Source organism: Pseudomonas sp. 273 (genome assembly GCF_029201425.1).
Classification (GTDB): domain Bacteria; phylum Pseudomonadota; class Gammaproteobacteria; order Pseudomonadales; family Pseudomonadaceae; genus Pseudomonas; species Pseudomonas delhiensis.
On sequence record NZ_CP116775.1, the window covers coordinates 5253487 to 5278260 of the forward strand.

The following is a 24774-nucleotide window of genomic DNA, read 5'->3' on the forward strand; positions in this document are numbered from 1 at the left end:
GCGCCCCAAAGGACATCCCCGCGCAAGGAACCGCCGATGCCCCCGCACCACCACCCGGCCCGCCGGCCATGAAGAAATCCAACGTCGTCGCCACCCTGCTCACCGGCAGCGTGGTCGTGGCCATGCTCCACCACAACCCGGTGTACCGCGACCGCTACGCTACCCGCGAAGACTGCCTGAAGGACTGGGGCAGCACGCCCAGCGCCTGCGAGCCGGAACCCTCCGGCAGCACCAGCGGCGGCAGCAGTGCCGGGCGCAGCTACTACGGCCCCAGCTACGAGGAAGGCTCGCGCCCGCGCACCGCGCAGAGCTTCCAGGTGCAGTCGCGGCAACTCATCACCCGCGGCGGCTTCGGCGCGTCCGGGGCGCGCTTCTCCGGGGGCGGCTGATGCGACGCCTGGCCATGGAGCCGCGGCCGGACTGGCGCGAGCGCTGCGAGTCGGTCGGCTTCACCTTCCACAGCATCGACGGCCGCTACTGGGACGAGTCGGTCGCCTACGAATTCACCCTGGAGCAGATCGAGACGCTGGAAGCGGCGAGCGAAGACCTGCACCAGCGCTACCTGGAAGCGCTGGACTGGGTGATCGCCCACGAACACTTCGCCCCCTTCGCCCTGCCCGAGGCCGCCATCGAGGAAGCCGTGCGCGCCTGGCGCCGCCAGGACCCGAGCCTGTACGGGCGCTTCGATTTTTCCTGGAACGGCAGCGGCGCGCCCAAGCTGCTGGAGTACAACGCCGACACCCCCACCGGCCTGCTGGAGGCCAGCGTGGTGCAGTGGCACTGGCTGAACGACCTGAACCCCGCCGCCGACCAGTTCAACTCGCTGCACGAGAAGCTGATCGCGCGCTGGCGCGCCATCGCCCCGGACGGCCCGGTGCACTTCTGCGCCATCGACGGCCACGAGGAAGACACCGGCAACGCCCTCTACCAGCAGGACACCGCGCGCCAGGCCGGCCTGCAGACGCGTTACCTGCCCGTGGAGTTCATCGGCCACCACGCCGGGCGCGGCACCTTCGTCGACCAGTACGAACAGGACATCCGCCACTGCTTCAAGCTCTACCCCTGGGAATGGCTGATGCAGGACGACTTCGGCCGGCACCTCGAACGCAGCGGCACCCGCTTCGTCGAACCGGCCTGGAAGCTGCTGATGTCGAGCAAGGCCATGCTGCCGATCCTCTGGCAGCTCAACCCCGGCCACCCGAACCTGCTGCCGGCGAGCTTCCGCGACGACCTGCCCGGTGCCTACGTGCGCAAGCCACTGTATTCCCGCGAGGGCGAGAACATCCGCATCGTCGCCGGCGACCTGCGCCTGGAAAGCGACGGCCCCCACGGCGACGCGCCCTGCATCTACCAGGCCTACGCGCCGCTGGCCGAATACGCCGGCAACCACGCCGTGCTCGGCTGCTGGGTGGTCGGCGAGCAGGCCGCGGGCCTGGGCATCCGCGAGGATGCCAGCCCCATCACCCGCGACAGCAGCCGCTTCGTGCCGCACTACTTCATCGACTGAACCAACGGCGGCGCCCGCAGCGCGCCGCGAGGGAATCCCATGGACCTGTTGCCCAACTTCATCGTCTACCTGGCCGCCGCCCTGGCGCTGTTCGGCCTGTTCGCCAGCCTGTACATCCGCCTGACGCCCTATGCGGAAATCCGCCTGATCCGCCAGGGCAACCTGAGCGCCGCCACTGCCCTGGTCGGGGCCCTGCTCGGCTTCGCCCTGCCGTTGGCCAGCGCCATCGCCAACAGCGTCGGCCTGCGCGACATGCTGCTCTGGGGCCTGGTGGCCATGCTGGTGCAGGCCCTGGTGTACCTGGGTATCTCGCGCCTGGTGCCGGAGCTCAAGGCCGGCATCGCCAACGACACCCTGGCTCACGGCGTGTTCCTCGGCGGCTGCTCGCTGAGCGTGGGCCTGCTCAACGCGGCCTGCATGGTCTACTGAAGCGCCGGCGATTGCCGCTGGGGCGACATGCGCATAACCTATGCGCATGTCGACGCGGAGATTCCCATGCACACGACCTACGACCCCCAAGCCCCGAAGAAAGCCACCAACCTCAGCCTGAACAGCGACCTGCTGAAGCAGGCCCGCGAGCTGGACGTGAACCTCTCGGCGGTGCTGGAGGAAGCGCTGGCCGAAGTGGTCCGGGAGCGCCTGCAGGCACGCTGGCTGGAACAGAACCGCGAGGCCATCGACGCCTACAATCAGCATGTGGAAGACGCCGGCGTCTTCGGCGACGACCTGCGGAGCTTCTGATGCAGTTCGACCTCTACCGCAACCCCAGCCCGCGCGGCCGCGGGGAAATCCCGCTGCTGCTGGACGTGCAGAGCGACCTGCTCGCCTCGCTGAACACCCGCGTGGTGATCCCGCTCAGCCGCGGCAAGGGCCTGGCCGGCATCAGCCGGTTGATGCCCGAGGTGCTGGTGGAGGGCGAGAAGCTGCTGCTGCTCACCCCGCAGATGGCCGGCGTGGCCCGCCGTGACCTGGGCGAGGCGGTGGGCAGCCTGGCGCACCTGCGGCAGGACATCGTCGCCGCCATCGACCTGCTGACAAGGGGAATCTGAGCATGCGCAAGCTCTACCCTGCCCCGGGCGCCCGGCCATGACCGAACTCGCCCTGATCCTGGTCAGCGCCATCCTGGTCAACAACTTCGTGCTGGTGCAGTTCCTCGGCCTGTGCCCGTTCATGGGCGTGTCACGCAAGATCGAGACGGCCATCGGCCTGGCCCTGGCCACCACCTTCGTGCTGACACTGGCCTCGATCTGCAGCTACATCCTCCAGCGCTACGTGCTGCGGCCGCTGGACCTGGAGTACCTGCGCACCATCGGCTTCATCCTGGTGATCGCCGTGGTGGTGCAGTTCACCGAACTGCTGGTGAAGAAGAGCAGCCCGCTGCTGTACCGGGTGCTCGGCATCTTCCTGCCGCTGATCACCACCAACTGCATCGTCCTCGGCGTGGCCCTGCTCAATGCCAACAAGCCCGAGTACGGCTTCCTGCAGTCCAGCGTGCAGGGCTTTGGCGCCGGCCTGGGCTTCTCCCTGGTGCTGGTGCTGTTCGCCGCCCTGCGCGAGCGCATCGCCATCGCCGACGTGCCCGGGCCCTTCCAGGGCGCGGCCATCGGCATGATCACCGCCGGGCTGATGTCCCTGGCGTTCATGGGCTTCACCGGGCTGATCAAGCTATGACTGCCGTGCTGCTCGCGGTCGGCGTGCTGCTGGCCCTGTGCCTGGCCAGCGGCGCCCTGCTCGGCTACGCCGCGGTGCGCTACAGGGTCGCGGGCGACCCGGTGGCCGAACAGGTCAACGCCCTGCTGCCGCAAACCCAGTGCGGCCAGTGCGGCTATGCCGGCTGCAAGCCCTACGCCGAGGCCATCGCCCAGGGCGACGCGATCAACAAGTGCCCGCCCGGCGGCAGGGCCACCATCGCCGCCCTCGCCGACCTGCTCGACATCGAGGCGCCGCCCCTGGACGCCCCGGCGCAAACCCCGCCGCGGGTGGCCTTCATCCGCGAGGCCGAGTGCATCGGTTGCACCAAGTGCATCCAGGCCTGCCCGGTGGACGCCATCGTCGGCGCCGCGCGGCAGATGCACACGGTGATCGCCGACGAATGCACCGGCTGCGACCTGTGCGTGGAGCCCTGCCCGGTGGACTGCATCGAGATGCGTGACCTGCAGGTCGGCGTACGCGAATGGAAATGGCCGCTGCCCGCTGCCCGGCTGATCGCCAGCGACCGGGAGCAGGCCGCATGAACGCCAAGGCCTGGGACTTCCCCGGCGGCCTGCACCTGCCGACGCACAAGCAGCAATCCACCGCCGGCCCCATCGTCCGGGCGCCGCTGCCCAAGCGCCTGGTCCTGCCGCTGCAGCAGCACACCGGCGCGCCCGCCCTGCCCTGCGTGGACGTTGGCGAGCGCGTGCTCAAGGGCCAGATGATCGCCAGCCCCGGCAGCGCCATCAGCGCGGCCGTGCATGCGCCGACCTCCGGCACCGTGGTGGCCATCGGCGAACAGCCCTACCCGCACCCGTCGGGCCTGTTGGCCGAAGCCATCGTCATCGACGCCGACGGCCGTGACGAGTGGGCGCCGCTGCAACCCAGCCCGAACTACCGCCAGGAAAGCCCCGCCGCCCTGCTGGAACGCATCCGCCAGGCCGGCATCGCCGGGCTTGGCGGTGCCGGCTTCCCCACCGCCGCCAAGCTGGCCGCGCGCGCCGCCGAGGACCTGCACACCCTGGTGATCAACGGCGCCGAGTGCGAGCCCTACATCAGCGCCGACGACATGCTGATGCGCGAACGCGCCGCCGAACTGGTGGAAGGCATCGAGATTCTCATGCACCTGCTGCAGCCGCAGCAGGTGCTGCTCGGCATCGAGGACGACAAGCCGCAGGCCATCGAGGCCCTGCGCCAGGCCATCGGCGAGCGCGCCATCGAGCTGCGCGTCGTCCCGACCAAGTACCCCTCCGGCGGCGAGCGCCAGCTGATCCAGTTGCTCAGCGGCCGCGAGGTGCCCAGCGGCGGGCTGCCGGCGGACATCGGCATGGTCTGCGTCAACGTCGGCACCGTCGTGGCGCTGCGCGACGCGGTGATCCTCGGCCGCCCGCTGATCTCGCGCATCACCACCCTGACCGGGGCCGCCCTGGCGCGGCCGATGAACGTCGAGGCGCTGCTGGGCACGCCGGTCGGCGAACTGCTGGACTTCGCCGGCCTCGACCACGGCCGGCTCGGCCGCCTGCTCATGGGCGGCCCGCTGATGGGCGTCACCCTGGGCGACCTGCAGGCCCCGCTGGTCAAGACCGCCAACTGCCTGCTGGCCGCCACCGCCGAGGAACTGCCGGCGCCACCCGCGGCCCTGCCGTGCATACGCTGCGGCGATTGCGCCCAGGCCTGCCCGGCCAGCCTGCTGCCGCAGCAGCTGTACTTCTTCGCCCGGGGCGACGACCACGAGCAACTGCAGGCCTACAACCTGTTCGACTGCATCGAGTGCGGCGCCTGCGCCTACGTCTGCCCCTCCAGCATCCCGCTGGTGCAGTACTACCGCGCGGCCAAGGCGGACATCCGCGAACTGCAGCTGAAACAGCAGAAGGCCGAACACTCGCGCCTGCGCTTCGAGCACCGCCAGGAACGCCTGCGCCACGAGGAGGCGCGCAAGGCCGAGGAACGCCAGGCCCGCCTGGAACGCGCCGCCCGCGCCCGCGAGGCCCAGGCCGCCGCGCCGGTGGCGGAAGCGCCGCAATCGGCCATCGAGCGCGTGAAGGCGGAGAAGGCCGTGGGCAACGCCGGCGCCGACCTCAAGCGGCTGAAGATCGAGGCCAGCATGGCCCGCGTCGCCCTGCAGAAGGCCGAGAAGCAACTGGCCGCCCACGACACCGAGCAACTGCGCGCCCAGGTCGAGGCCCTGCGCCAGGCCGCCGAACAGGCGCGCCTGGCCCTGGAGGCCGCCGAAGCCGGGCCGGCCCCCGCCGCCCCCGTGCCGGAAGCCCGCGACGAAGCAGCCCTGAAGAAAGCGAAGATCGACGCCGCCATGGCCCGCGCCCAGTTGAAGAAGTCCGAGAAAGCCTTTGGCGAAGCGCCCGGCGAACAGCAGCAGGCCACCCTCGCCCAACTGCGCGAAGCCGCCGAGCAGGCCGAGCGCCGCCTGGCGCAGTTGCAGGCGACGCCCGAACCCGCGGCAGCACCGGCCGGCGACGGCATGGCGCAACTGAAGAAGGCCAAGGTCGCCCTGGTCACCCGCCGCGCCGAGCTTCGGAAAGCCGAGCAGGACGGCGCCGGCGAAGCGCAGCTGGCCCTGCTGCGCGAAGCCCTGGCCGAGGCCGAGCGCCAGCTGCACGCCGCCGAGGACGCCAGCGGCAAGCCGGCGCCGGACCTGCAGCGCATCGACAAGCGCCCGGTGGACGCCGCCACCCGCGCCCTCAAGACCGAACTGGCCTACGCCCGCGCCGACCTCAGGAAGCTCGAACGCGAAGGCGCCGACGAAGCCCGCCTGGCCGCCGCGCGCGAGCGCCTGGCGGCAGCGGAAAGCGCGCTGGCCGCGCGCGATACGGAGTAGCCCATGGCCCTGCCGCGTTTTTCCTCACCCCACGCCACCGGCGCCAACCGCACGCAGAAAGTCATGCTGCAGGTGCTCGCCGCGCTGGCGCCGGGCGCCCTGGCGCTGATCACCCTGTACGGCGTCGGCCCCCTGTTCAACCTGCTCTGGTGCTCGGCCGTGGCCCTGGGCACCGAAGCGCTGATGCTGCACCTGCGCAAGCGCCCGCTGGCGGTCTTCCTCCAGGACGGCAGCGCGCTGGTCACCGCCGTGCTCCTGGCCCTGGCCCTGCCGCCCTACGCGCCCTGGTGGCTGAGCCTGCTGGCCACCACCTTCGCCCTGGTGTTCGGCAAGCACCTGTACGGCGGCCTCGGGCAGAACCCGTTCAACCCGGCGATGCTCGGCTACGTGGTGGTGCTGGTGTCCTTCCCCCTGGAAATGACGCGCTGGCCCAGCCCCGACGCCGGCCTGGGGCTGGTCGACGGCCTCTCGCGCATTCTCGGTCTCGGCGCGCCGCCGCCGGACGCCTGGGCCGGCGCCACCGCGCTGGACGTGCTGAAGAACAACCACAGCCTGACCATCGACGAGCTGGTGACGCAGAGCACGGCCTTCGGCCATGTCGGCGGGCACGGCGTGGAGCTGGTCAACCTGGCCTTCCTCGCCGGCGGCCTGTACCTGCTCTGGCGCAAGCTGTTCACCTGGCATGCGCCGCTGGGCATGCTCGGCGGCCTGTTCGTCATGAGCCTGCTGTTCTGGAACGGCTCGGGCTCGGATTCCCACGGCTCGCCGCTGTTCCACCTGTTCAGCGGGGCGGCCATGCTCGGTGCCTTCTTCATCGTCACCGACCCGGTCTCCGGCGCCACCAGCAACCGCGGGCGCCTGGTGTTCGGCCTGGGCGTGGGCATCATCACCTACGTGATCCGCGCCTGGGGCGGCTACCCCGACGGCGTGGCCTTCGCCGTGCTGCTGATGAACCTGGCAGCGCCGACCATCGACTACTACACCCGCCCGCGCAGCTACGGGCACAAGAAGCCCAAGCGCGGCTTCAAGCTGGGGGAATGAGATGGCCGACAGCCGCCGCTCCATGCTGAAGAACGCCCTGCTGCTGGGGGCCTTCGCGGTGCTCTGCGTGGGCCTGGTGGCGGTGGTCCACCAGTTCACCCAGGCGCGCATCGAACAGGCCCAGCGCGAGGCGCGCGGGCGCCTGCTGCTGGAGCTGCTGCCGCTGGGCAGCTACGACAACCACCCGCTGGACGCCCCCGTCGAGGTCTTCGAGCCCAAGCTGCTGGGCAAGCCGCAGCCGGCCCAGGCCTTCGTCGCCCGCCTGCAGGGCCGCGCCACCGGCGTCATACTTCCGGCCACGGCGCCGGACGGCTACAGCGGCGCCATCGAGCTGCTGGTGGGCGTCAGCGCCGAAGGCCGCCTGCTCGGCGTGCGGGTAGTGGCGCACAAGGAAACCCCGGGCCTGGGCGACAGGATCGAACTGGCCAAGAGCGATTGGCTGCACGGCTTCGACGGGCGCTCCCTGGCCGACCCCGGCGAGGCCGGCTGGAAGGTGAAGAAGGACGGCGGCCGGTTCGACCAGTTCGCCGGCGCCACCGTCACCCCGCGCGCCGTGGTCAAGGCCACGCACAAGGCGCTGCAGTACTTCGACGCGCACAAGACCGAGCTGCTGGCGCCGGCGGCCGGAGGCGAGGCACATGAATAGCTACCGCGAGATCGCCCGCCAGGGCCTGTGGCGGAACAACCCCGGCCTGGTCCAGCTGCTGGGCCTGTGCCCGCTGCTGGGCACCAGCAACTCCATGGTCAACGCCCTGGGCCTGGGGCTGGCGACCATCTTCGTGCTGGCCTGCTCCAACGCCGCCATCTCGGCCACCCGCCGCTGGCTCAGCGAAGCCGTGCGGCTGCCGGTGTTCGTGCTGATCATCGCCGCCCTGACCACCTGCATCGAGCTGCTGATGCAGGCCTGGACCTTCGAGCTGTACCAGATCCTCGGCATCTTCATCCCGCTGATCACCACCAACTGCGTGATCCTCGGCCGCGCCGAGGCCTTCGCCGCGCGCAACGGCATCGCCCGCTCGGCCTTCGACGGCCTGATGACCGGCGCCGGCTTCGCCCTGGTACTGCTGGTGCTGGGCACCTTGCGCGAACTCATCGGCCACGGCACCCTGCTGGCCGACATGAACCTGCTGTTCGGCCCGGCCGCCGCCGGCTGGAAGCTGCAGATAGCCGACTACCAGGGCTTCCTGCTCGCCGTGCTGCCGCCCGGCGCCTTCCTGCTGCTGGGCCTGCTGATAGCCCTGAAGAACCGTATCGATGAAAGCCTGGCGGAACGCGCCAAGGCGCAGGCGGGCAACGTACCCGCCGCAGAGCGCCAGCGCGTCCGCGTGACCGGAGTGATCGAATGAATGCCGCCAAGCGCGCGGAGATTTTCCGCCGTCTGCGAGAAGACAACCCCGACCCCAAGACCGAACTGGCCTACGACTCGCCCTTCGAGTTGCTGATCGCGGTGATACTGTCCGCCCAGGCCACCGACGTCGGGGTGAACAAGGCCACGGCCAGGCTCTACCCGGTGGCCAACACCCCGGAAGCCATCTACGCCCTGGGCGTGGACGGGCTGTCGGAGTACATCAAGACCATCGGCCTGTACAACAGCAAGGCGAAAAACGTCATCGAGACCTGCCGCATCCTCATCGAGAAGCACGGCAGCAAGGTCCCGGAGAACCGCGAGGACCTCGAGGCGCTGCCCGGCGTGGGGCGCAAGACCGCCAACGTCGTGCTCAACACCGCCTTCCGCCAGTTGGCCATGGCGGTGGACACGCACATCTTCCGCGTCGCCAACCGCACCAACATCGCGCCGGGCAAGAACGTCCTGGAAGTGGAGCGCAAGCTGCTCAAGTTCGTGCCCAGGGAATACCTGCTGGACGCCCACCACTGGCTGATCCTGCATGGCCGCTACGTCTGCAAGGCGCGCAAGCCGCAGTGCGGCAGCTGCCGGATCGAGGACCTGTGCGAGTACAAGCACAAGACTTCCGACGATTGAGTGCTATCGTCAAAAGCATCGCCGCTCATTGAAAAAATCTTTTTTACCGCCCCGAGCTTTGTCGCTATAAGGGGCGCCAAGCACACCCCGCAAGTTGGAGTGATCGTTATGGCCGATAAAGAAGATCTCGAGCTCGAAGACGAAGTGAGCACCGACGATGCCGACGACAGCGCCGAAGCTGCCGCCGAAGTCGCCAAGACCAACCTGACCAAGCGCCGCATCATCGACAACTACCTCGAAGAGCGCCGCCTGCAGCGCCAGTTGTCGGACTACGACTTCGACCTCTGAGCCCTGCCCTGCATGAAAAAGCCCCGCACTTGGCGGGGCTTCGTTTTTCCGGCTCATGGGTCCGGCGCACCTGCGCTCATTGAAAGACCATATTGTCCTCAGCCAGCACGACGTTTCCCCCGTACAGTGCCTGCAAGCGAGACAGCAGGTCGCTGCGCGCCTCCCCGTGCGTCAGCACGTGGGTGCCGATCAGCAGCCCGGGTTTCACCTTGGCCATCAGCGCCGCCAGCTGCGCTTCCGTGGTATGGGCATCGAGCATGTAGTCGCGCCACTCCCCCGGAAGCTTCCCGGTGCCCGCCGAGCTCATGACTTCGCTGATGACGATGTCGCTGCCCGCCAGCTTCTCCTCCAGTGCCGGGGTCAAGCGGTACGAGTAGTCGCCGGTGATGGCGATCACCAGGTCCGGGGTTTCCACCCTGTACCCGTATGTTCTGTCGGAGCTCCAGCTGCCATGGACGACCTGGAAGGCGGAAACGCGAACGTTCTCGTCGGCGAAGACCAGGCCGGGGGCCGAGAACTCCCTGGTTTCCACGGTGATGCCTGCCTTGTTCCTCGTCCTGGCCGAAGCCAGGCGATAGTCTATCCACGCCTTGTTCCCCTCCAGCACGCCACGCACCAGCGCCTCCGTGCCCGGCGGGCCATGGACCCTGGCCGGTCCCTGGCGGCCGTATATCCAGAAGCGCAGGAGAAACGCCGGCACATCGAGGACATGGTCGCTGTCCAGGTGCGTCAGGAACAGCTTGTCCATGTAGCCGGCGCCCGGGTACCCGGTGGGCATCTTCCACGCGGGGAAGACCTTGCCGTCCGCATACCTGGACAGGTTGTTCATGCTGCCATGCCCGGCATCGAACACGTAGACCTGGTCCCTCACCACGATCGCGATCGATTGCCCGGCCTTGTTCGGCTCGAGGATCGGGCTGCCGGTTCCCAGGAAGACGATGCGCGTCTGGTAGTCCCTGCCCGTGCCCATGAGCCGGCCCAGGTCGACACTGCGGTAGAGGGGAGCCTCGTCCCGGGACGCGGCGATGCTCGGCGAACCGAGGCAACAGAGCGACAGCAACAACAGGATCAGCTTGTTGTTCATACTCCCTCCTCAGAAACCCTTGTGGATATTGGCGATCACCCGGGTACCCTGGCCCCGGTTCCTGGCGTCGAACTCCTCGTACCAGGCCACCCCGAAGCCCAGCCGTGCCTGGCGATGGAAATAGGAGAAGGCCGGCCCGAGCGCGGAGACGGACTCCTTCGAGCGGCCGACCCTGCGCCCGTCGATGCGATCGTCGCGCAACTGTTCCAGCCTGTAGCCCGCCAGGCCCAGCCTGAGGCGCTCCGATACCAGGTAGCCGCTCGACAGGCTCAGGTTCATGGCCGCACCGGGCTGGACACTCCGGGCCCGGCCGCCGACGGGGTCGTCGTTGCGCTCGCTCCAGACATACCCGAGGTTGAAGCTGTGGCTCCAGCGCCCACTGAAGTAGGTGCCGGCGAACATGGGGTTCAGGTAGAGGTAGTTGCTCCCGACATTGACCTGCTGCCTAGCGTCATAGGCGCCGGTCGGCAAGGTCAGCGCCAAGATCGACTGCAGGGTGAGCCGCCCGGAGCCGAGCGGCATGTCGCGCCAGGTCAGCTTCACCGGCCGCAGGGTGATGTCGCCCACGCCGGAATCGCGTCCCCTGGCTCCTCCTTCGACATCGATGTCCGAGTGGATGACGGGCAGCCTGACCGTGAAACCGTATTCGGCGCCAAACACCTTCTGCGAGGTATTGAGCGCATATTGAAAAATGCTGGTGCTTATTCGGTTGTTCTTTTCCCCGGGTGTTTCCTCTCCGTAGCCGTCCTTTATGTTTTCAACCGAATAGAAGTTCTGTTGAAACATCAGGTGGTGCCCCGGCCTCGCCAGGCCCTCGGCGAAGAAACCACCGCCGAGATTGACCGGCGGCAGCTTCACCGGATCGACGTTCCTTGCCAGAACCGGCTGTTGCAACAGGTAGCCCACGACACCCAAGGCAAAAAGTGGCGCCTTCATTTCCCTTCCTTTTCTTGTTCTTCGTCGCCTTCGGCCAAGCCCTCCACGCAACCGCAATCGTCATGTCGACGAACGGCACAAAGAAGGCTCGAAATCCGCAATGGCTATTCGATAGAGCGCCATTGGCAGCGCTCCCCCGGCTCCTCCCTGAGCAAGGCTCTGATTCAGCTACTTCCCCCATGAAACAATGTTTCCCCGGGGAAATAGCAGAAGACATGCCAGCTCATTGGGCTCGGCAGGAAATCCGTGTTTCAGGCATTAAACCTTTGGAATCAGCCAGTTGAATGAAAAACTCGCCGAGTGCCGATACGCCGGCCAAGGTTCGACGTTTCAATGCTGAACAGGGGGATGAATCGACGTGCGAGGTGGGGCGGCCATGCCCAGGTCCCTACCGATGCCTGGTTCATTCGGTAACACCGCGGCGGGCATGAAAAAGCCGCCTGGCCGAAGGGGCCAGGCGGCTCGAACTTGGCGCCGGAGGCCGGCTGCTCGCCTCCAGGGGTAACCTCAGTCCTTGCGCTGCGGCGACAGCAGCTCGACCTTATAGCCGTCCGGGTCCTCGACGAAGGCCAGGATGCTGGTGCCGTGCTTCATCGGGCCCGGCTCGCGGGTGATCTTGCCGCCGCGCGAGCGGATGTCCTCGCAGGCCTTGTAGACGTCGTCCACTTCCAGGGCGATGTGGCCGTAGCCGGTGCCCAGCTCGTACTTGTCCACGCCCCAGTTGTAGGTCAGCTCGATGACGCTGTTCTCGTCCTCGGCGCCGTAGCCGACGAAGGCCAGGGTGAACTGGCCGTCCGGGTAGTCCTTGCGGCGCAGCAGGGTCATGCCCAGGACTTCGGTGTAGAAGGCGATGGACTTGTCCATATCGCCGACGCGCAGCATGGTATGCAGCAGTCTCATGGGGTGCGTACTCCTCAATCAGGCCCTGTTCCGGGCTTCTAAAACACGAACCCCGGCTCGTGGCCGGGGTTCGTCTGGCTCAGGGGTGCAAGCTTATCAGAACAGCTTGCGGCCCTTGTTCGCGGCGATGCGCATGCGCAGCGCGTTGAGCTTGATGAAGCCTGCGGCGTCGGCCTGGTTGTAGGCGCCGCCGTCTTCCTCGAAGGTCGCGATGTTGGCGTCGAACAGCGAGTCGTCGGACTTGCGGCCGACCACGATGACGTTGCCCTTGTACAGCTTCAGGCGCACCACGCCGTTCACGTACTCCTGGGAGGCGTCGATCATCTGCTGCAGCATCTCGCGCTCCGGGCTCCACCAGTAGCCGGTGTAGATCAGCTTGGCGTAGCGCGGCATCAGCTCGTCCTTCAGGTGGGCGACTTCGCGGTCCAGGGTGATCGACTCGATGGCACGGTGGGCCTTGAGCATGATGGTGCCGCCGGGGGTCTCGTAGCAGCCGCGGGACTTCATGCCGACGTAGCGGTTCTCGACGATGTCGAGGCGGCCGATGCCGTTGATGCCGCCGATGCGGTTCAGCTCGGTCAGCACCTGCGCCGGGGTCATTTCCTTGCCGTCGATGGCGACGATGTCGCCCTTGCGGTAGGTCAGCTCGATGTAGGTCGGGGTGTCGGGGGCCTTCTCCGGGGAGGTGGTCCACTTCCACATGTCTTCTTCGTGCTCGGTCCAGGTGTCCTCCAGCACGCCGCCCTCATAGGAGATGTGCAGCAGGTTGGCATCCATGGAGTACGGCGACTTCTTCTTGCCGTGGCGCTCGATCGGGATCTCGTGCTTCTCGGCGTAGTCCATCAGCTTCTCGCGGGACAGCAGGTCCCACTCGCGCCAGGGGGCGATGACCTTGACGCCCGGCTTGAGCGCGTAGGCGCCCAGCTCGAAACGCACCTGGTCGTTGCCCTTGCCGGTGGCGCCATGGGAGATGGCGTCGGCGCCGGTCTCGTTGGCGATCTCGATCAGGCGCTTGGCGATCAGCGGGCGCGCGATGGAGGTACCCAGCAGGTACTCGCCTTCGTAGACGGTGTTGGCACGGAACATCGGGAAGACGAAATCGCGGACGAACTCTTCGCGCAGGTCATCGATGTAGATTTCCTTGACGCCCATGGCTCGCGCCTTGGCACGGGCCGGCTCGACCTCTTCGCCCTGGCCGAGATCGGCAGTGAAGGTCACCACTTCGCAGTTATAAGTATCCTGCAGCCACTTCAGAATCACCGAGGTATCCAGGCCACCGGAATACGCCAGGACTACCTTCTTCACGTCCGCCATGCCATCACTCCACGGGGGTTGTCACGAAAACCCCCGATTCTACTGCCGCGCTTTGGGAAATTACAGAGGCGCGACAGCTTTTGACGACAAAGCGACAGATTCTATCGAGGGTGCGACTAGGCGCCGCGGGCGCTCGGCTGGCCCAGCGGCGCCGAGGCGGGGGCGTTGCCGGCCGGGGCCTTGGCCTGCGGCGCGGCGGGCGCCGGGGCCTCGGGCGGCGTGGTGCCGGGCTGCGCCGCATTGGGCGTGGCGGTGGGCGCCGGCGGGGTTTCCGGCAGCGCCTCGCGGGACAGGTGCAGGGTCACCCGGCGGTTGCGCGCGCGGTTGGCCTCGGAGTTGTTCTTCACCAGCGGGTAGCGCTCGCCGTAGAAGCGCACGGTGACCTGCTCCTCGGGCACGCCGTGGGCCTTCAGGTACTCCATCACCGCCAGCGCACGGCGCCGCGAGATGTCGCGGTTGCTCAGGCGGTTGCCGCTGTTGTCGGAATGCCCGTCCAGCTCGATGCGGTTCACCGTCGGGTCGGCCTTGAGGTATTGCAGGACGATGTCCAGCTTGGCCCGGGCCACGGCGTCCAGGGCGTCGCCGCCGCCGGGGAAGCCGACCTGGGCCTGGCGCACCTGGTCGAAGTTCACCGGCAGCATCTTCGTCGAGCAGTCCTGCAGCTGCGCGTAACCATCGGCGAAACGCGCCGCCAGCAGGCGTACCCGCAGGTCCTGGCCACCCGCCGCCCGCAGGCGCACCTCGGGGCTGCGCCCTTCCAGCACACCGTCGAGCAGGCGCCCGGCCTGCTGCTGGCTGCTGGTGAAGGACACCTCGCCGGCGACCAGGGCCACCGGGCCCAGGTCGATGTCGACCTGGGTCGGCCGCCACGGCGGCGCCGCCGCCAGGAGCGTCGCCGAACCGCTGCCGGCCCAGTTGCGCTGCGGCTTGAGGCGGAAGGTCGGCTGCTCGCCGGCGCGCCAGACGAACTCGCCGACGCCGAAGCCATCCACCTGTTGCGACAGGCGGCATTCGAACTGATCGCCCGCCGCCGTCCAGCGCGCGTTCTCCAGGCGCGTCTGGAAGGTCAGCCCCCAGGCCGGCACGCTGGCGCACAGGCCGAGCAGGAGAAGGTAGGAATGGCGCACGGATGGCTCCGGGTAATGCTGGAAAGTACCCAGGAGATATCGGACAGGGCCGGTAAAACTTGATAGCGAGTGCCGGCGACGGGCTTTTCCGGTAGCATTTCCCTACTTAACTCCGCTGCAAATCGTCCTCTGGTATCCCCATGTCCGACCGCCTGACCCTGCTGCGCCCCGACGACTGGCACATCCACCTGCGCGACGGCGCCGCCCTCGCCCAGACCGTCGGCGATGCCGCGCGCACCTTCGGCCGCGCCATCGTCATGCCCAACCTGGTGCCCCCGGTGCGCAACGCCGGCGAAGCCGACGCCTACCGCCAGCGCATCCTCGCCGCGCGCCCGGCCGGCAGCCGCTTCGAACCGCTGATGGTGCTCTACCTCACCGACCGCACCAGCCCCGAGGACGTGCGCAACGCCAAGGCCAGCGGCTTCGTCCACGCCGCCAAGCTGTACCCGGCCGGCGCCACCACCAACTCCGATTCCGGCGTGACCAGCATCGACAACATCTTCCACGTGCTCGAAGCCATGGCCGAGGTCGGCCTGCCGCTGCTGGTGCACGGCGAGGTGACCCGCGCCGAGGTGGACGTGTTCGACCGCGAGAAGCGCTTCATCGACGAGCACCTGGCCCGCGTGGTCGAGCGCTTCCCCACCCTCAAGGTGGTCTTCGAGCACATCACCACCGGCGACGCCGCGCAGTTCGTCCTGGCCGCCCCGGCCAACGTCGGCGCCACCATCACCGCCCACCACCTGCTGTACAACCGCAACCACATGCTGGTCGGCGGCATCCGCCCGCACTTCTATTGCCTGCCGATCCTCAAGCGCAACGTGCACCAGGAAGCCCTGCTCGACGCCGCGACCAGCGGCAGCCCGAAGTTCTTCCTCGGCACCGACTCGGCGCCCCACGCCCGCCACGCCAAGGAAGCGGCCTGCGGCTGCGCCGGCTGCTACACCGCCTACGCCGCCATCGAGCTGTACGCCGAAGCCTTCGAGCAGCGCAACGCCCTGGACAGGCTGGAAGCCTTCGCCAGCTTCCATGGCCCGGACTTCTACGGCCTGCCGCGCAACGCCGACAGCATCACCCTGGTCCGCGAGGAATGGCAGGCGCCCGCCAGCCTGCCCTTCGGCGATCATGAGGTGGTGCCCCTGCGCGCCGGCGAAAAACTGCGCTGGCGCCTGCTGGAGGCCGGCGCATGAGTGAAGAGCACTACGAAGAAGAATTCGACGGCAACTTCCCCCCCGGCCCGCGCCACCCCATGGCGCGCCGCTTCCGCGGCTACCTGCCGGTGGTGGTGGACGTCGAGACCGGCGGCTTCAACTGCGCCACCGACGCCCTGCTGGAAATCGCCGCGGTGACCATCGGCATGGACGAGAACGGCTACCTGTTCCCGGAACATACCCACTTCTTCCGCGTCGAGCCCTTCGAAGGCGCCAACATCGAGGCGGCGGCCCTGGAGTTCACCGGCATCAAGCTCGACCACCCGCTGCGCATGGCGGTGGCCGAGGAGCAGGCACTCACCGAGATCTTCCGTGGCGTGCGCAAGTCGCTGAAGGCCAACGGCTGCAAGCGGGCGATCCTGGTCGGCCACAACAGCAGCTTCGACCTCGGCTTCCTCAACGCCGCGGTGAACCGCACCGGCCTCAAGCGCAACCCGTTCCACCCGTTCTCCAGCTTCGACACCGCCACCCTCGCCGGCCTGGCCTATGGCCAGACGGTGCTGGCCAAGGCCTGCCAGGCCGCCGGCATGGAGTTCGACAACCGCGAGGCGCACTCGGCGCGCTACGACACCGAGAAGACCGCCGAGCTGTTCTGCGGGATCGTCAACCGGTGGAAGGAATGTGGTGGGTGGATGGAGGATGAGGACTGATTTTGGTCCTTGAGCCACTGCCATGAAAAAGCCCCGCCGATCAGGCTGTGTGAAAACCTCAGGATCGGTCCCGCTGGTTAAAAAACAACCTGGATTTCGCGTTTCTACGCGGATTCTGGATTGGCTGAATAGCCAAGCCTCTTCAGATTTCACGTAGGAACGCTCTCTTCGAAGAGCCGCTCGGGTTTTCACACAGCCTGCGATGCGGGGCTTTTTCGTTCATGCCACTGCAGAGGCTGGCAGGGCCTGCGGGTCCAATCGCGGACGGAGTCCTACACCCGTGCTCGACCGTAGGGCGAATAACCGTTCGCGGTTATCCGCCGCCGGCCGGAACGCCGGTGCCCGACGGCCGCGGCGGATAACGCCGTAGGCGTTATGCGCCCTACGGGTTGGAAAGAGGCGGCGCAGCCTGCAAGACAGTTGCTCCTACGACCGTGCCTCCTGGAACCATTGGTTCAGGATCCGCCCTACGGGTTCCGGCGTTCGCGGGAGTGACGAGGGGAAAGGATGGCGCCTTGCTTCCCGACCACTCAGGCCAGCCCCCTCTCCCGCTTGCGGGAGAGGGTTGGGGAGAGGGAGTGGAGCCAGTCAGAAACACAGCCGCCGCCGGTAAGCACCGTTCGCGAGCACGACCGGAGCGGACTCCGTCCGCGATTGGATTCACCGGCCACGCCGGACGCCCCGATGGCACGGCCAACGGCGGATAACCGCGAACGGTTATCCGCCCTACGGCGAGGCGGGCCTGACTCACCCTTCGCAGCTCAAAAAGACCATTCGTCGCCATGCCGGAATGTCGCCCCTCAAACTTTGACAATCATTCTCATTAACATTAGTATCGACGCCAACAACCCCACACCAGTAGTGCCATCCATGTACGTCTGCCTCTGCCAAGGTGTTACCGATACCCAGATCCGCGACGCGATCTACGAGGGATGCTGCAGTTACCGCGAAGTGCGCGAAAGCACCGGCGTCGGCACCCAGTGCGGCAAGTGCGCCTGCCTCGCCAAGCAGGTGGTGCGCGAGACCCTCGGTGACCTGCAGGGCGCGCAATCGATGAACTACTCGCTGGCCTATGCTGCCAGTTGAGCGATGCCGATTCGGCATACGCCAGAAGAACCGGGCCCAGGCCCGGTTTTTTTATGCCCGCAATTCAAGTATTTAGCGTCTAACTGCGGAATGAAAACATTCGTATTCATATTCCTTTTTATAACTAAATCAATAGCTTACGTTTGACATCAGGTTATAAGAAGCCCAAAATTTCAGTCCTACCCCACTCCATACGGCAGGACTCGGCATGAAAGGCGACAAGAAAGTCATCCAGCATCTGAACAAGGTCCTCGGCAACGAGCTGATCGCCATCAACCAGTACTTCCTGCACTCGCGCATGTGGAACGACTGGGGCCTGAAGCGCCTCGGCGCCCACGAGTACCACGAGTCGATCGACGAGATGAAGCATGCGGACAAGCTCATCGAGCGCATCCTCTTCCTCGAGGGCCTGCCCAACCTGCAAGACCTGGGCAAGCTGCTGGTCGGCGAGAACACCCAGGAAATGCTGCAGTGCGACCTGAACCTGGAACTCAAGGCCGCGAAGGACCTGCGCGACGCCATCGTGCATTGCGAAAGCGTGCATGACTACGTCAGCCGCGACCTGCTCAAGAACATCCTCGAGTCCGAGGAAGAGCACATCGACTACCTGGAGACCCAGCTCGGCCTGATCCAGAAGGTCGGCCTGGAGAACTACCTGCAGTCGCACATGCACGAAGACGACTGATGGCTACGGGCGCCGCCCTGCGCGGCGCCCCGGCCCTGCTCTACCCCGCCTGCTGCGGGCGGCGCACGAGGTGCGCCCAGCACAGCAGCCCCGCGCACAGCCCCACCACCACCAGCAATGCCAGGCGCAGGCCGATGTGCTCGGCCAGGATGCCGATCAGCGGTGGCCCCAGCAGCAGCCCGCCATAGCCGAACGACGCCACCGCGGCGACGCCGCTGGACGCCTCCACGGCCGGCCGGTTGCCGGCCGCGCCGATGAGGATCGGCACCACCACCGACAGGCCCAGGCCGACCAGGGCGAAGCCCGCCACCGACAGCTCGACGCGGCCGCCGAACAGCGCCAGCAGCATGCCGGCGATGGCCAGCAGGCTGAGCCCGCGCACCAGGGCGACGTCGGCGACGTGCAGGCGCAGGCGGTCGCCGAACAGCCGGCCGACCACCATGGTCGCCGAGAAGGCCGCGAAGCCCAGCGCCGCCACCCGCTCCGAAGCGCCCAGGACGCTGTGCAACAGCAGCGCGCTCCAGTCCGCCACCGCGCCTTCGGAGACGAACGCGCAGAGCGTCAGCAGCCCCAGGCCAACCAGCGCCGCCGGCGGCAGCCGCGGACCGCGCCGGCGCGGTTGCGCCTCGGCTTGCGGTTCGCTGCGCCCCTCCAGCAGGCGCCGGCCGAACAGCGGCAGGGCCAGCAGCGCCAGCACGGTGAGCAGGCTGAAATGCCAGAACGGCGTGAGCCCCGCCAGCAACGCCGCGCCCAGCGCGCCGAGCAGGCCGCCGAGGCTGTACATGCCGTGCAGGCTGGACAGGCAGGGCCGGCCCAGCAGGCGTTCCACCTCCACCGCCTGGGTGTTCATCGCCACGTCCAGGGTGGCGAAGGTCAGCCCCACCAGCAGCAGCGCCAGGGCCAGCTCCCACCAGCCGTGGCACAGCCCCAGCAGCGGGAACACCAGCAGCAGCGCCGCGGCGCTGGCCAGTGTCACCCACCGGCTGCCGAGGCGGCGCACCAGGGCGCCAGCGAAGGAGAACGCCAGCAGCGCGCCGAGCCCGGCGCCCAGCAGCGCCTGGCCCAGCGCCTGCTCGTCGACGCCGGTGAGGCTCTTCAGCGCCGGGATGCGCCCCATGACGCTGCCATGCACCAGCCCGCCCGCGCCGAAGCAGAAGGCGCAGGCCCAACGGGCCGCGCGGGCCCTCTTGCGGTCGTCCATCGGTTCGAATCCCTTCCCCGCACAAATGAAAAACCCCGCGCTGGCGCGGGGTTCTTCGCTACGACGGCTACGCCGTCGATCAGGCTTCGGCGTTGCCGACGGCCTGCTTGATCAGCGGCTGCAGTTCGCCCTTCTCGAACATCTCGACGAGGATGTCGCTGCCCCCGACCAGCTCGCCACCCACCCACAGCTGCGGGAAGGTCGGCCAGTTGGCGTACTTCGGCAGGTTGGCGCGGATTTCCGGGTTCTGCAGGATGTCGACGTAGGCGAATTTCTCGCCGCAGGCCATCAGCACCTGCGCGGCGCGGGCGGAGAAGCCGCACTGCGGAGCGTTCGGCGAACCTTTCATATACAGCAGGATGGGGTTGTTGGCGATCTGCTCTTTGATGGTATCGATGATGTCCATTGGCTAACCTCGGCTGAACTTCGCTACTGCCCGGCCATGCAGCCGGTACTTTGCCGGCAGTGTACCGGAAAGCCGAGCACCGCGCTCGGCTTTACCGCCGACTTCAGGCCGCCTCCACCTCCACCGGCACGCCATTGAGCGCGGCGTTGCCGGACAGCGTGTCCAGGTGGCGCTCGTCGGTCAGGTCGTTGGCGCTGGCGCCGCCCTGTTCGCTGGCGATGGCCAGTTGCACCCCGGGGCGCGCGTGGCCCCAGCCATGGGGCAGGCTGACCACCCCGGCCATCACCTCGTCGCTGGCCGCCACCTCGATCTCGACGCTGCCCACCCGCGAGCGTACCCGCACCCGCTGGCCGTCCACCAGGCCGCGGCTGGCCAGGTCCCTGCGGGTGCATCAGCAACTGGTGGCGCGGCTTGCCCTTCACCAGGCGGTGGTAGTTGTGCATCCAGGAGTTGTTGCTGCGCACGTGGCGGCGGCCGATCAGCAGCAATTGGCCCTCGGCCGGCGCCGGGGTGTCGGCGAAGCGCCCGAGGTCGGCGAGGAACAGCGCCGGCGCGGCCTCCACCTGGTGGCTGGCGGTCTTCAGCCGCGCTGCCAGGTTCGGCTGCAGCGGGCCCAGGTCGAGGCCGTGGGGGTGCTCGCGCAGGCGCGCCAGGCTCAGCTTGTGCTCGCTGGCATCGCCGTAGGGGCCGAAGCGCAGGCCCATGTCGATCATCTGCTCCGGCGGCGCCGTCGGCTTCAGCTCGGTGCCCTGGCGCGCGGCATAGGCCCTGGCCAGGCCGACGAATATTTCCCAGTCGTGCAGCGCGCCGGCCGGCCGGGGCAGCACCGCCTCGTTGAAGCGGGTGACGTTGCGCACCGCGAAGACGTTGAAAGTGGTGTCGTAGTGCTCGTGCTCCAGCGGCGCTGTGGGCGGCAGGATGAGGTCGGCGTAGCGCGTGGTCTCGTTGATGTAGAGGTCGATGGCGAGCATGAACTCCAGGCCGTCCAGGGCCTGCTCCAGGCGCCGCCCGTTGGGGGTGGAGAGCACCGGGTTGCCGGCCACGGTGATGAGCGCGCGGACCTGGCCCTCGCCCTCGCTGAGCATTTCCTCGGCCAGCGCCGCCACCGGCAGCTCGCCACCGTATTCCGGCAGGCCGGACACCCGGCTGCGCCAGCGGCCGAAGGCGCCGCCGGAGGTACTGGCCACCAGGTCCACCGCCGGCGTGGTGCAGAGGCTGCCGCCGACGCGGTCGAGGTTGCCGGTGACCAGGTTGATCAGTTGCACCAGCCATTGGCAGAGGGTGCCGAAGCGCTGGGTGGAGACGCCCATGCGCCCATAGCACACCGCCTTGTCGGCGGCGGCGAAGTCCCGGGCCAGGGCGCGGATATCCGCCGCCGGCACGCCGCAGCGCCGGGCCATGGCCTCGACGCCGAAGGGCGCCAGCGCCGCGCGCACCTCGTCCAGCCCGGCCACCGGCAGGTGGCTGGCGCGCCCCAGGTTCTCGCCGAACAGCACGTCGAGGATGCCCAGCAGCAAGGCCGCGTCCTGCCCCGGGCGGACGAACAGGTGCTGGTCGGCCAGCGCCGCGGTCTCGGTGCGCCGCGGGTCCACCACCACCAGGCGGCCGCCGCGGGCCTTCAGGGCCTTGAGGCGCTTTTCCACGTCCGGCACGGTCATGATGCTGCCGTTGGAGGCCAGCGGGTTGCCGCCGAGGATCAGCATGAAATCGGTATGGTCGATGTCCGGAATGGGGATCAGCAGGCCGTGGCCGAACATCTGCTGGCTGACCAGGTGGTGCGGCAACTGGTCCACCGAGGTGGCCGAGTAGCGGTTGCGCGTCTTCAACTGGCCGAGGAAGTAGTTGCTGTGGGTCATCAGTCCGTAGTTGTGCACGCTGGGGTTGCCCTGGTACACGGCCACGGCGTCGTTGCCGTGGCGCTCGCGGATTTCCGCCAGGCGCGCGGCGACCAGCTCGAAGGCCTCTTCCCAGGCGATCGGCTGCCACTCGCCGCCGACCCGCCGCATCGGCTGGCGCAGGCGGTCGGGGTCGTTCTGGATGTCCTGCAGGGCCACCGCCTTGGGGCAGACGTGGCCGCGGCTGAAGCTGTCCTGCGCATCGCCCCTGATCGACAGGATGCGCTGTTCCTCGGTCTCGATGGTCAGGCCGCAGATGGCCTCGCACAGGTGGCACGCACGGTGGTGGAGGGTCTTGCTCATGGCTCGCCTCTTGTTGTTGCGCCGACCTTCGCGGGCCGGTCGTTACCAGAGCGAGCACTATGGAACGGCGCTGCGGCGAGCGCCACAAGCCTAAGTGCAGTGAATCGCGGGATATAGGCGCGAATCGGGGCCGCGCAGCTGCCCGGCGGGGCGCTCCGCGGCAAACTTGCGTGAATGCGTAATTTCCTTATAGGATCGCGTCTTCCCCCTAAATTTCCGCTGCATGCGGTCAGGCCGCAGGTTCAGTCCGTTTTTTCTCGAAAAGCCGGCCAGACCCTCGGTCGCAACTCTGAGAATAAGCAGTAGGTACTGAATCATGAGCGCAAGGCACTTCCTCTCGATGCTGGATTACACGACCGACGAACTCCTCGGTCTGATCCGCCGCGGCAGCGAGCTGAAGGACCTGCGCGACCGAGGCGTGCTCTACGAGCCGCTGAAGAACCGCGTGCTGGGCATGATCTTCGAGAAGGCCTCCACCCGGACGCGGATTTCCTTCGAGGCCGGCATGATCCAGCTCGGCGGCCAGGCGATCTTCCTCTCCCCGCGCGACACCCAGCTGGGCCGCGGCGAGCCCATCGCCGACGCGGCGAAGGTGATGTCGCGCATGGTCGACGCGGTGATGATCCGCACCTTCGCCCACAGCACCCTCATCGAGTTCGCCGCCAACTCGCGGGTGCCGGTGATCAACGGCCTGTCCGACGACCTGCACCCCTGCCAGCTGCTGGCCGACATGCAGACCTTCCACGAACACCGCGGCAGCATCGCCGGCAAGACCGTGGCCTGGATCGGCGACGGCAACAACATGTGCAACAGCTACATCGAGGCGGCCATCCGCTTCGACTTCCAACTGCGCGTGGCCTGCCCCGAGGGCTACGAGCCCAGCGCCGCGCTGCAGGCCCTGGCCGGCGAGCGCGTGCGCGTGGTCCGCGACCCGCGCGAGGCGGTGGCCGGCGCGCACCTGGTGAGCACCGACGTCTGGGCCTCCATGGGCCAGGAAGACGAGGCCCAGGCGCGCCTGCGCACCTTCCGCCCCTACCAGGTGAGCCGCGAGCTGCTCGACGGCGCCGCCGCGGACGTGCTGTTCATGCACTGCCTGCCGGCGCACCGTGGCGAGGAGATCAGCGAGGACCTGCTGGACGACCCGCGCTCGGTGGCCTGGGACCAGGCGGAGAACCGCCTGCACGCGCAGAAGGCGCTGCTCGAACTGCTGGTCGAACACGCCCACTACGCCTGAGCCCTCATTGCCGCCGCACGGCCCCGGCCTGCCGTGCGGCACGGGGTCGCCGGCATCGCGTTGGCGAGTAATTCTCATTCGCCACGTGTAAACTCTCTGCCTCCGCTTCTTTCTCCACGGCACCATCCATGACCCGACCGCTGTTGCTCGAACTCAGAAACCTCTCCTGTGGCTATGGGCAACAGCGCGTGGTGCAGGACGTCAGCCTGCACCTGAACGCCGGCGACATCGGCTGCCTGCTGGGCCCCTCGGGTTGCGGCAAGACCACCACCCTGCGCGCCATCGCCGGGTTCGAGCCGGTGCAGGAAGGCGAGATCCACCTGGCCGGCGAGACCATCTCGCGCCCCGGCTTCACCCTGGCGCCGGAGAAGCGCCGCATCGGCATGGTGTTCCAGGACTACGCGCTGTTCCCGCACCTGACGGTGGAGGACAACGTCGGCTTCGGCATCCGCAAGCACCCCGAGCGCCGGCGCATCGTCACCGAGCTGCTGGAGCTGGTGAAGCTCGACAAGCTCGGCCGGCGCTACCCCCACGAGCTGTCCGGCGGCCAGCAGCAACGCGTGGCCCTGGCCCGCGCGCTGGCCCCCGAGCCGCTGTTGCTGCTGCTCGACGAACCCTTCTCCAACCTCGACGTGGAGCTGCGCCGCAAGCTCAGCCACGAGGTCCGCGAGATCCTCAAGGCGCGCGGCACCAGCGCCGTGCTGGTGACCCACGACCAGGAAGAAGCCTTCGCCGTCAGCGACCAGGTCGGCGTGTTCAAGCACGGCCACCTGGAGCAGTGGGACACCCCCTTCAACCTCTACCACGAGCCGCAGACGCCCTTCGTCGCCAGCTTCATCGGCCAGGGCTACTTCATCCGCGGGCAGATGCTTGACCCGGACAGCGTGCAGACCGAACTGGGCGTGCTGCGCGGCAACCGCGCCTACAGCCTGCCCCAGGGCAGCGCGGTGGACGTGCTGCTGCGCCCGGACGACCTGGTCTACGCCCCGCAGGGCCCGCTGAAGGCGCGCATCGTCGGCAAGTCGTTCCTCGGCGCGGCCACCCTGTACCGCCTGCAACTGGCCACCGGCACCCTGCTGGAGTCGATCTTCCCCAGCCACGCCGACCACCAGCCGGGCGAGGAAGTCGGCATCGGCGTGGCCACCGACCACCTGGTGCTGTTCCAGGCCGAGGGCAGCGTGGCGCTGGACTCGCCGCGCTGACGCGGCCCCCGGAAGGAAAGGGGGCTGTTCGTGCCACCGGGGCGTCCGGCGTAGCCGGTGAATCCAATCGCGGACGAAGTCCGCCTACGACCGTGCCCGACCGTAGGGCGAATAACCGTTCGCGGTTATCCGCCGTTGGCCGTGCTACCGGGGCGTCCGGCGTGGCCGGTGAGTCTGCTCCTACGTCCGTGCTTCCTG

At 68.0% G+C, this 24774-nt stretch carries 26 protein-coding genes and 1 pseudogene; 19 read left to right on the forward strand and 8 right to left on the reverse strand.

What is annotated here, in order from left to right:
• Positions 1-68 precede the first annotated feature (68 nt).
• From PKO50_RS23930 to PKO50_RS23990, 13 genes are all read left to right on the forward strand, one after another.
• Complete coding sequence (locus PKO50_RS23930) at positions 69-389, forward strand: hypothetical protein (RefSeq protein WP_109936029.1); 321 nt, start codon at positions 69-71, stop codon at positions 387-389.
• Positions 389-1507, forward strand: a complete 1119-nt coding sequence (locus tag PKO50_RS23935) for a glutathionylspermidine synthase family protein (RefSeq protein ID WP_275627408.1) — start codon at positions 389-391, stop codon at positions 1505-1507. Before PKO50_RS23930 ends, PKO50_RS23935 begins: the two co-directional genes overlap by 1 nt.
• A gap of 39 nt (positions 1508-1546) precedes the next feature.
• Entirely contained in the window at positions 1547-1936 is a 390-nt protein-coding gene (locus PKO50_RS23940) for a DUF350 domain-containing protein (RefSeq protein ID WP_109936031.1), read from the forward strand.
• A gap of 66 nt (positions 1937-2002) precedes the next feature.
• The gene (locus tag PKO50_RS23945; protein WP_109936032.1) at positions 2003-2248 is read left to right on the forward strand and encodes a type II toxin-antitoxin system CcdA family antitoxin; all 246 of its coding nucleotides are present in this window, start codon (positions 2003-2005) and stop codon (positions 2246-2248) included.
• Positions 2248-2556: a CcdB family protein gene (locus tag PKO50_RS23950; protein WP_256595956.1), complete on the forward strand. Its 309-nt coding sequence runs from the start codon at positions 2248-2250 to the stop codon at positions 2554-2556. Before PKO50_RS23945 ends, PKO50_RS23950 begins: the two co-directional genes overlap by 1 nt.
• A 37-nt stretch (positions 2557-2593) precedes the next feature.
• Positions 2594-3178, forward strand: coding sequence for an electron transport complex subunit RsxA (gene rsxA, locus PKO50_RS23955; RefSeq protein WP_109936033.1), 585 nt, complete (start codon positions 2594-2596; stop codon positions 3176-3178).
• The gene (gene rsxB / locus PKO50_RS23960; RefSeq protein WP_275627409.1) at positions 3175-3741 is read left to right on the forward strand and encodes an electron transport complex subunit RsxB; all 567 of its coding nucleotides are present in this window, start codon (positions 3175-3177) and stop codon (positions 3739-3741) included. The genes rsxA and rsxB overlap by 4 nt, the downstream gene beginning before the upstream one ends.
• The gene (gene rsxC, locus PKO50_RS23965; RefSeq protein ID WP_275627410.1) at positions 3738-6035 is read left to right on the forward strand and encodes an electron transport complex subunit RsxC; all 2298 of its coding nucleotides are present in this window, start codon (positions 3738-3740) and stop codon (positions 6033-6035) included. Before rsxB ends, rsxC begins: the two co-directional genes overlap by 4 nt.
• A gap of 3 nt (positions 6036-6038) precedes the next feature.
• Positions 6039-7076 (forward strand): RnfABCDGE type electron transport complex subunit D, encoded by a 1038-nt coding sequence (locus PKO50_RS23970; protein WP_275627411.1) that lies wholly within the window; start codon positions 6039-6041, stop codon positions 7074-7076.
• A 1-nt stretch (position 7077) separates the two neighbouring features.
• The gene (gene rsxG, locus PKO50_RS23975; protein WP_275627412.1) at positions 7078-7722 is read left to right on the forward strand and encodes an electron transport complex subunit RsxG; all 645 of its coding nucleotides are present in this window, start codon (positions 7078-7080) and stop codon (positions 7720-7722) included.
• A complete protein-coding gene (locus PKO50_RS23980) occupies positions 7715-8422 on the forward strand; it encodes an electron transport complex subunit E (protein ID WP_275627413.1) in 708 nt (235 codons plus the stop codon). The genes rsxG and PKO50_RS23980 overlap by 8 nt, the downstream gene beginning before the upstream one ends.
• Positions 8419-9057 carry an endonuclease III gene (gene nth, locus PKO50_RS23985; RefSeq protein WP_275627414.1) on the forward strand — a complete coding sequence of 213 codons (639 nt, stop codon included), beginning with the start codon at positions 8419-8421 and terminating at the stop codon, positions 9055-9057. The genes PKO50_RS23980 and nth overlap by 4 nt, the downstream gene beginning before the upstream one ends.
• 108 nt (positions 9058-9165) lie before the next feature.
• Positions 9166-9345 (forward strand): hypothetical protein, encoded by a 180-nt coding sequence (locus tag PKO50_RS23990; RefSeq protein WP_275627415.1) that lies wholly within the window; start codon positions 9166-9168, stop codon positions 9343-9345.
• Between the two features lie 76 nt (positions 9346-9421).
• Here the strand turns inward: PKO50_RS23990 and PKO50_RS23995 are convergent, their stop codons facing one another.
• The 5 genes from PKO50_RS23995 to PKO50_RS24015 form a co-directional block, all read right to left on the reverse strand.
• Positions 9422-10429 carry an MBL fold metallo-hydrolase gene (locus PKO50_RS23995; RefSeq protein ID WP_275627416.1) on the reverse strand — a complete coding sequence of 336 codons (1008 nt, stop codon included), beginning with the start codon at positions 10427-10429 and terminating at the stop codon, positions 9422-9424.
• A 9-nt stretch (positions 10430-10438) separates the two neighbouring features.
• Positions 10439-11365, reverse strand: a complete 927-nt coding sequence (locus tag PKO50_RS24000) for a transporter (protein WP_275627417.1) — start codon at positions 11363-11365, stop codon at positions 10439-10441.
• Positions 11366-11872: 507 nt separating this feature from the next.
• On the reverse strand, positions 11873-12265 hold the full coding sequence (gloA, locus tag PKO50_RS24005) for a lactoylglutathione lyase (protein WP_109935146.1): 393 nt from the start codon (positions 12263-12265) through the stop codon (positions 11873-11875).
• A 96-nt stretch (positions 12266-12361) separates the two neighbouring features.
• Complete coding sequence (locus PKO50_RS24010; protein ID WP_109935145.1) at positions 12362-13579, reverse strand: argininosuccinate synthase; 1218 nt, start codon at positions 13577-13579, stop codon at positions 12362-12364.
• Between the two features lie 116 nt (positions 13580-13695).
• Entirely contained in the window at positions 13696-14706 is a 1011-nt protein-coding gene (locus PKO50_RS24015; protein ID WP_275627418.1) for an OmpA family protein, read from the reverse strand.
• A gap of 140 nt (positions 14707-14846) precedes the next feature.
• On the opposite strand from PKO50_RS24015, the gene pyrC reads away from it, so the two are divergent.
• From pyrC to bfrB, 4 genes are all read left to right on the forward strand, one after another.
• Positions 14847-15893, forward strand: a complete 1047-nt coding sequence (gene pyrC / locus PKO50_RS24020; RefSeq protein WP_109935143.1) for a dihydroorotase — start codon at positions 14847-14849, stop codon at positions 15891-15893.
• Positions 15890-16564 (forward strand): ribonuclease T, encoded by a 675-nt coding sequence (rnt, locus tag PKO50_RS24025; RefSeq protein ID WP_109935142.1) that lies wholly within the window; start codon positions 15890-15892, stop codon positions 16562-16564. Before pyrC ends, rnt begins: the two co-directional genes overlap by 4 nt.
• Before the next feature lie 870 nt (positions 16565-17434).
• A complete protein-coding gene (locus PKO50_RS24030) occupies positions 17435-17650 on the forward strand; it encodes a bacterioferritin-associated ferredoxin (protein ID WP_089394108.1) in 216 nt (71 codons plus the stop codon).
• Positions 17651-17858: 208 nt separating this feature from the next.
• Positions 17859-18335 carry a bacterioferritin BfrB gene (bfrB, locus tag PKO50_RS24035; protein WP_009618404.1) on the forward strand — a complete coding sequence of 159 codons (477 nt, stop codon included), beginning with the start codon at positions 17859-17861 and terminating at the stop codon, positions 18333-18335.
• A 40-nt stretch (positions 18336-18375) separates the two neighbouring features.
• Here bfrB and PKO50_RS24040 read toward each other — a convergent pair whose 3' ends face one another.
• From PKO50_RS24040 to PKO50_RS24050, 3 genes and pseudogenes are all read right to left on the reverse strand, one after another.
• Entirely contained in the window at positions 18376-19536 is a 1161-nt protein-coding gene (locus tag PKO50_RS24040) for an MFS transporter (RefSeq protein ID WP_275627419.1), read from the reverse strand.
• A gap of 79 nt (positions 19537-19615) precedes the next feature.
• Positions 19616-19942: a Grx4 family monothiol glutaredoxin gene (gene grxD, locus PKO50_RS24045; protein WP_058070522.1), complete on the reverse strand. Its 327-nt coding sequence runs from the start codon at positions 19940-19942 to the stop codon at positions 19616-19618.
• Between the two features lie 103 nt (positions 19943-20045).
• Positions 20046-22140: pseudogene (locus PKO50_RS24050) on the reverse strand (molybdopterin oxidoreductase family protein).
• Between the two features lie 316 nt (positions 22141-22456).
• Here PKO50_RS24050 and argF point away from each other — a divergent pair.
• Positions 22457-23374: an ornithine carbamoyltransferase gene (gene argF / locus PKO50_RS24055; RefSeq protein ID WP_275627420.1), complete on the forward strand. Its 918-nt coding sequence runs from the start codon at positions 22457-22459 to the stop codon at positions 23372-23374.
• Positions 23375-23502: 128 nt separating this feature from the next.
• Complete coding sequence (locus PKO50_RS24060; protein WP_275627421.1) at positions 23503-24576, forward strand: ABC transporter ATP-binding protein; 1074 nt, start codon at positions 23503-23505, stop codon at positions 24574-24576.
• Positions 24577-24774 lie beyond the last annotated feature (198 nt).

Bases quoted from the DNA above. Each gene is read 5' to 3' on its own strand.
- rsxA (WP_109936033.1), top strand. From the start codon at position 2,594: ATGACCGAACTCGCCCTGATCCTGGTCAGCGCCATCCTGGTCAACAAC.
- grxD (WP_058070522.1), bottom strand. From the start codon at position 19,942: ATGGACATCATCGATACCATCAAAGAGCAGATCGCCAACAACCCCATC.
- rnt (WP_109935142.1), top strand. From the start codon at position 15,890: ATGAGTGAAGAGCACTACGAAGAAGAATTCGACGGCAACTTCCCCCCC.
- PKO50_RS23935 (WP_275627408.1), top strand. From the start codon at position 389: ATGCGACGCCTGGCCATGGAGCCGCGGCCGGACTGGCGCGAGCGCTGC.
- PKO50_RS24040 (WP_275627419.1), bottom strand. From the start codon at position 19,536: ATGGACGACCGCAAGAGGGCCCGCGCGGCCCGTTGGGCCTGCGCCTTC.
- PKO50_RS24010 (WP_109935145.1), bottom strand. From the start codon at position 13,579: ATGGCGGACGTGAAGAAGGTAGTCCTGGCGTATTCCGGTGGCCTGGAT.
- PKO50_RS23945 (WP_109936032.1), top strand. From the start codon at position 2,003: ATGCACACGACCTACGACCCCCAAGCCCCGAAGAAAGCCACCAACCTC.
- rsxC (WP_275627410.1), top strand. From the start codon at position 3,738: ATGAACGCCAAGGCCTGGGACTTCCCCGGCGGCCTGCACCTGCCGACG.
- nth (WP_275627414.1), top strand. From the start codon at position 8,419: ATGAATGCCGCCAAGCGCGCGGAGATTTTCCGCCGTCTGCGAGAAGAC.
- bfrB (WP_009618404.1), top strand. From the start codon at position 17,859: ATGAAAGGCGACAAGAAAGTCATCCAGCATCTGAACAAGGTCCTCGGC.
- pyrC (WP_109935143.1), top strand. From the start codon at position 14,847: ATGTCCGACCGCCTGACCCTGCTGCGCCCCGACGACTGGCACATCCAC.
- PKO50_RS24030 (WP_089394108.1), top strand. From the start codon at position 17,435: ATGTACGTCTGCCTCTGCCAAGGTGTTACCGATACCCAGATCCGCGAC.
- PKO50_RS23950 (WP_256595956.1), top strand. From the start codon at position 2,248: ATGCAGTTCGACCTCTACCGCAACCCCAGCCCGCGCGGCCGCGGGGAA.
- PKO50_RS24000 (WP_275627417.1), bottom strand. From the start codon at position 11,365: ATGAAGGCGCCACTTTTTGCCTTGGGTGTCGTGGGCTACCTGTTGCAA.
- rsxB (WP_275627409.1), top strand. From the start codon at position 3,175: ATGACTGCCGTGCTGCTCGCGGTCGGCGTGCTGCTGGCCCTGTGCCTG.
- PKO50_RS23990 (WP_275627415.1), top strand. From the start codon at position 9,166: ATGGCCGATAAAGAAGATCTCGAGCTCGAAGACGAAGTGAGCACCGAC.
- PKO50_RS23930 (WP_109936029.1), top strand. From the start codon at position 69: ATGAAGAAATCCAACGTCGTCGCCACCCTGCTCACCGGCAGCGTGGTC.
- PKO50_RS23980 (WP_275627413.1), top strand. From the start codon at position 7,715: ATGAATAGCTACCGCGAGATCGCCCGCCAGGGCCTGTGGCGGAACAAC.
- rsxG (WP_275627412.1), top strand. From the start codon at position 7,078: ATGGCCGACAGCCGCCGCTCCATGCTGAAGAACGCCCTGCTGCTGGGG.
- PKO50_RS23940 (WP_109936031.1), top strand. From the start codon at position 1,547: ATGGACCTGTTGCCCAACTTCATCGTCTACCTGGCCGCCGCCCTGGCG.
- gloA (WP_109935146.1), bottom strand. From the start codon at position 12,265: ATGAGACTGCTGCATACCATGCTGCGCGTCGGCGATATGGACAAGTCC.
- PKO50_RS24060 (WP_275627421.1), top strand. From the start codon at position 23,503: ATGACCCGACCGCTGTTGCTCGAACTCAGAAACCTCTCCTGTGGCTAT.
- PKO50_RS23995 (WP_275627416.1), bottom strand. From the start codon at position 10,429: ATGAACAACAAGCTGATCCTGTTGTTGCTGTCGCTCTGTTGCCTCGGT.
- argF (WP_275627420.1), top strand. From the start codon at position 22,457: ATGAGCGCAAGGCACTTCCTCTCGATGCTGGATTACACGACCGACGAA.
- PKO50_RS23970 (WP_275627411.1), top strand. From the start codon at position 6,039: ATGGCCCTGCCGCGTTTTTCCTCACCCCACGCCACCGGCGCCAACCGC.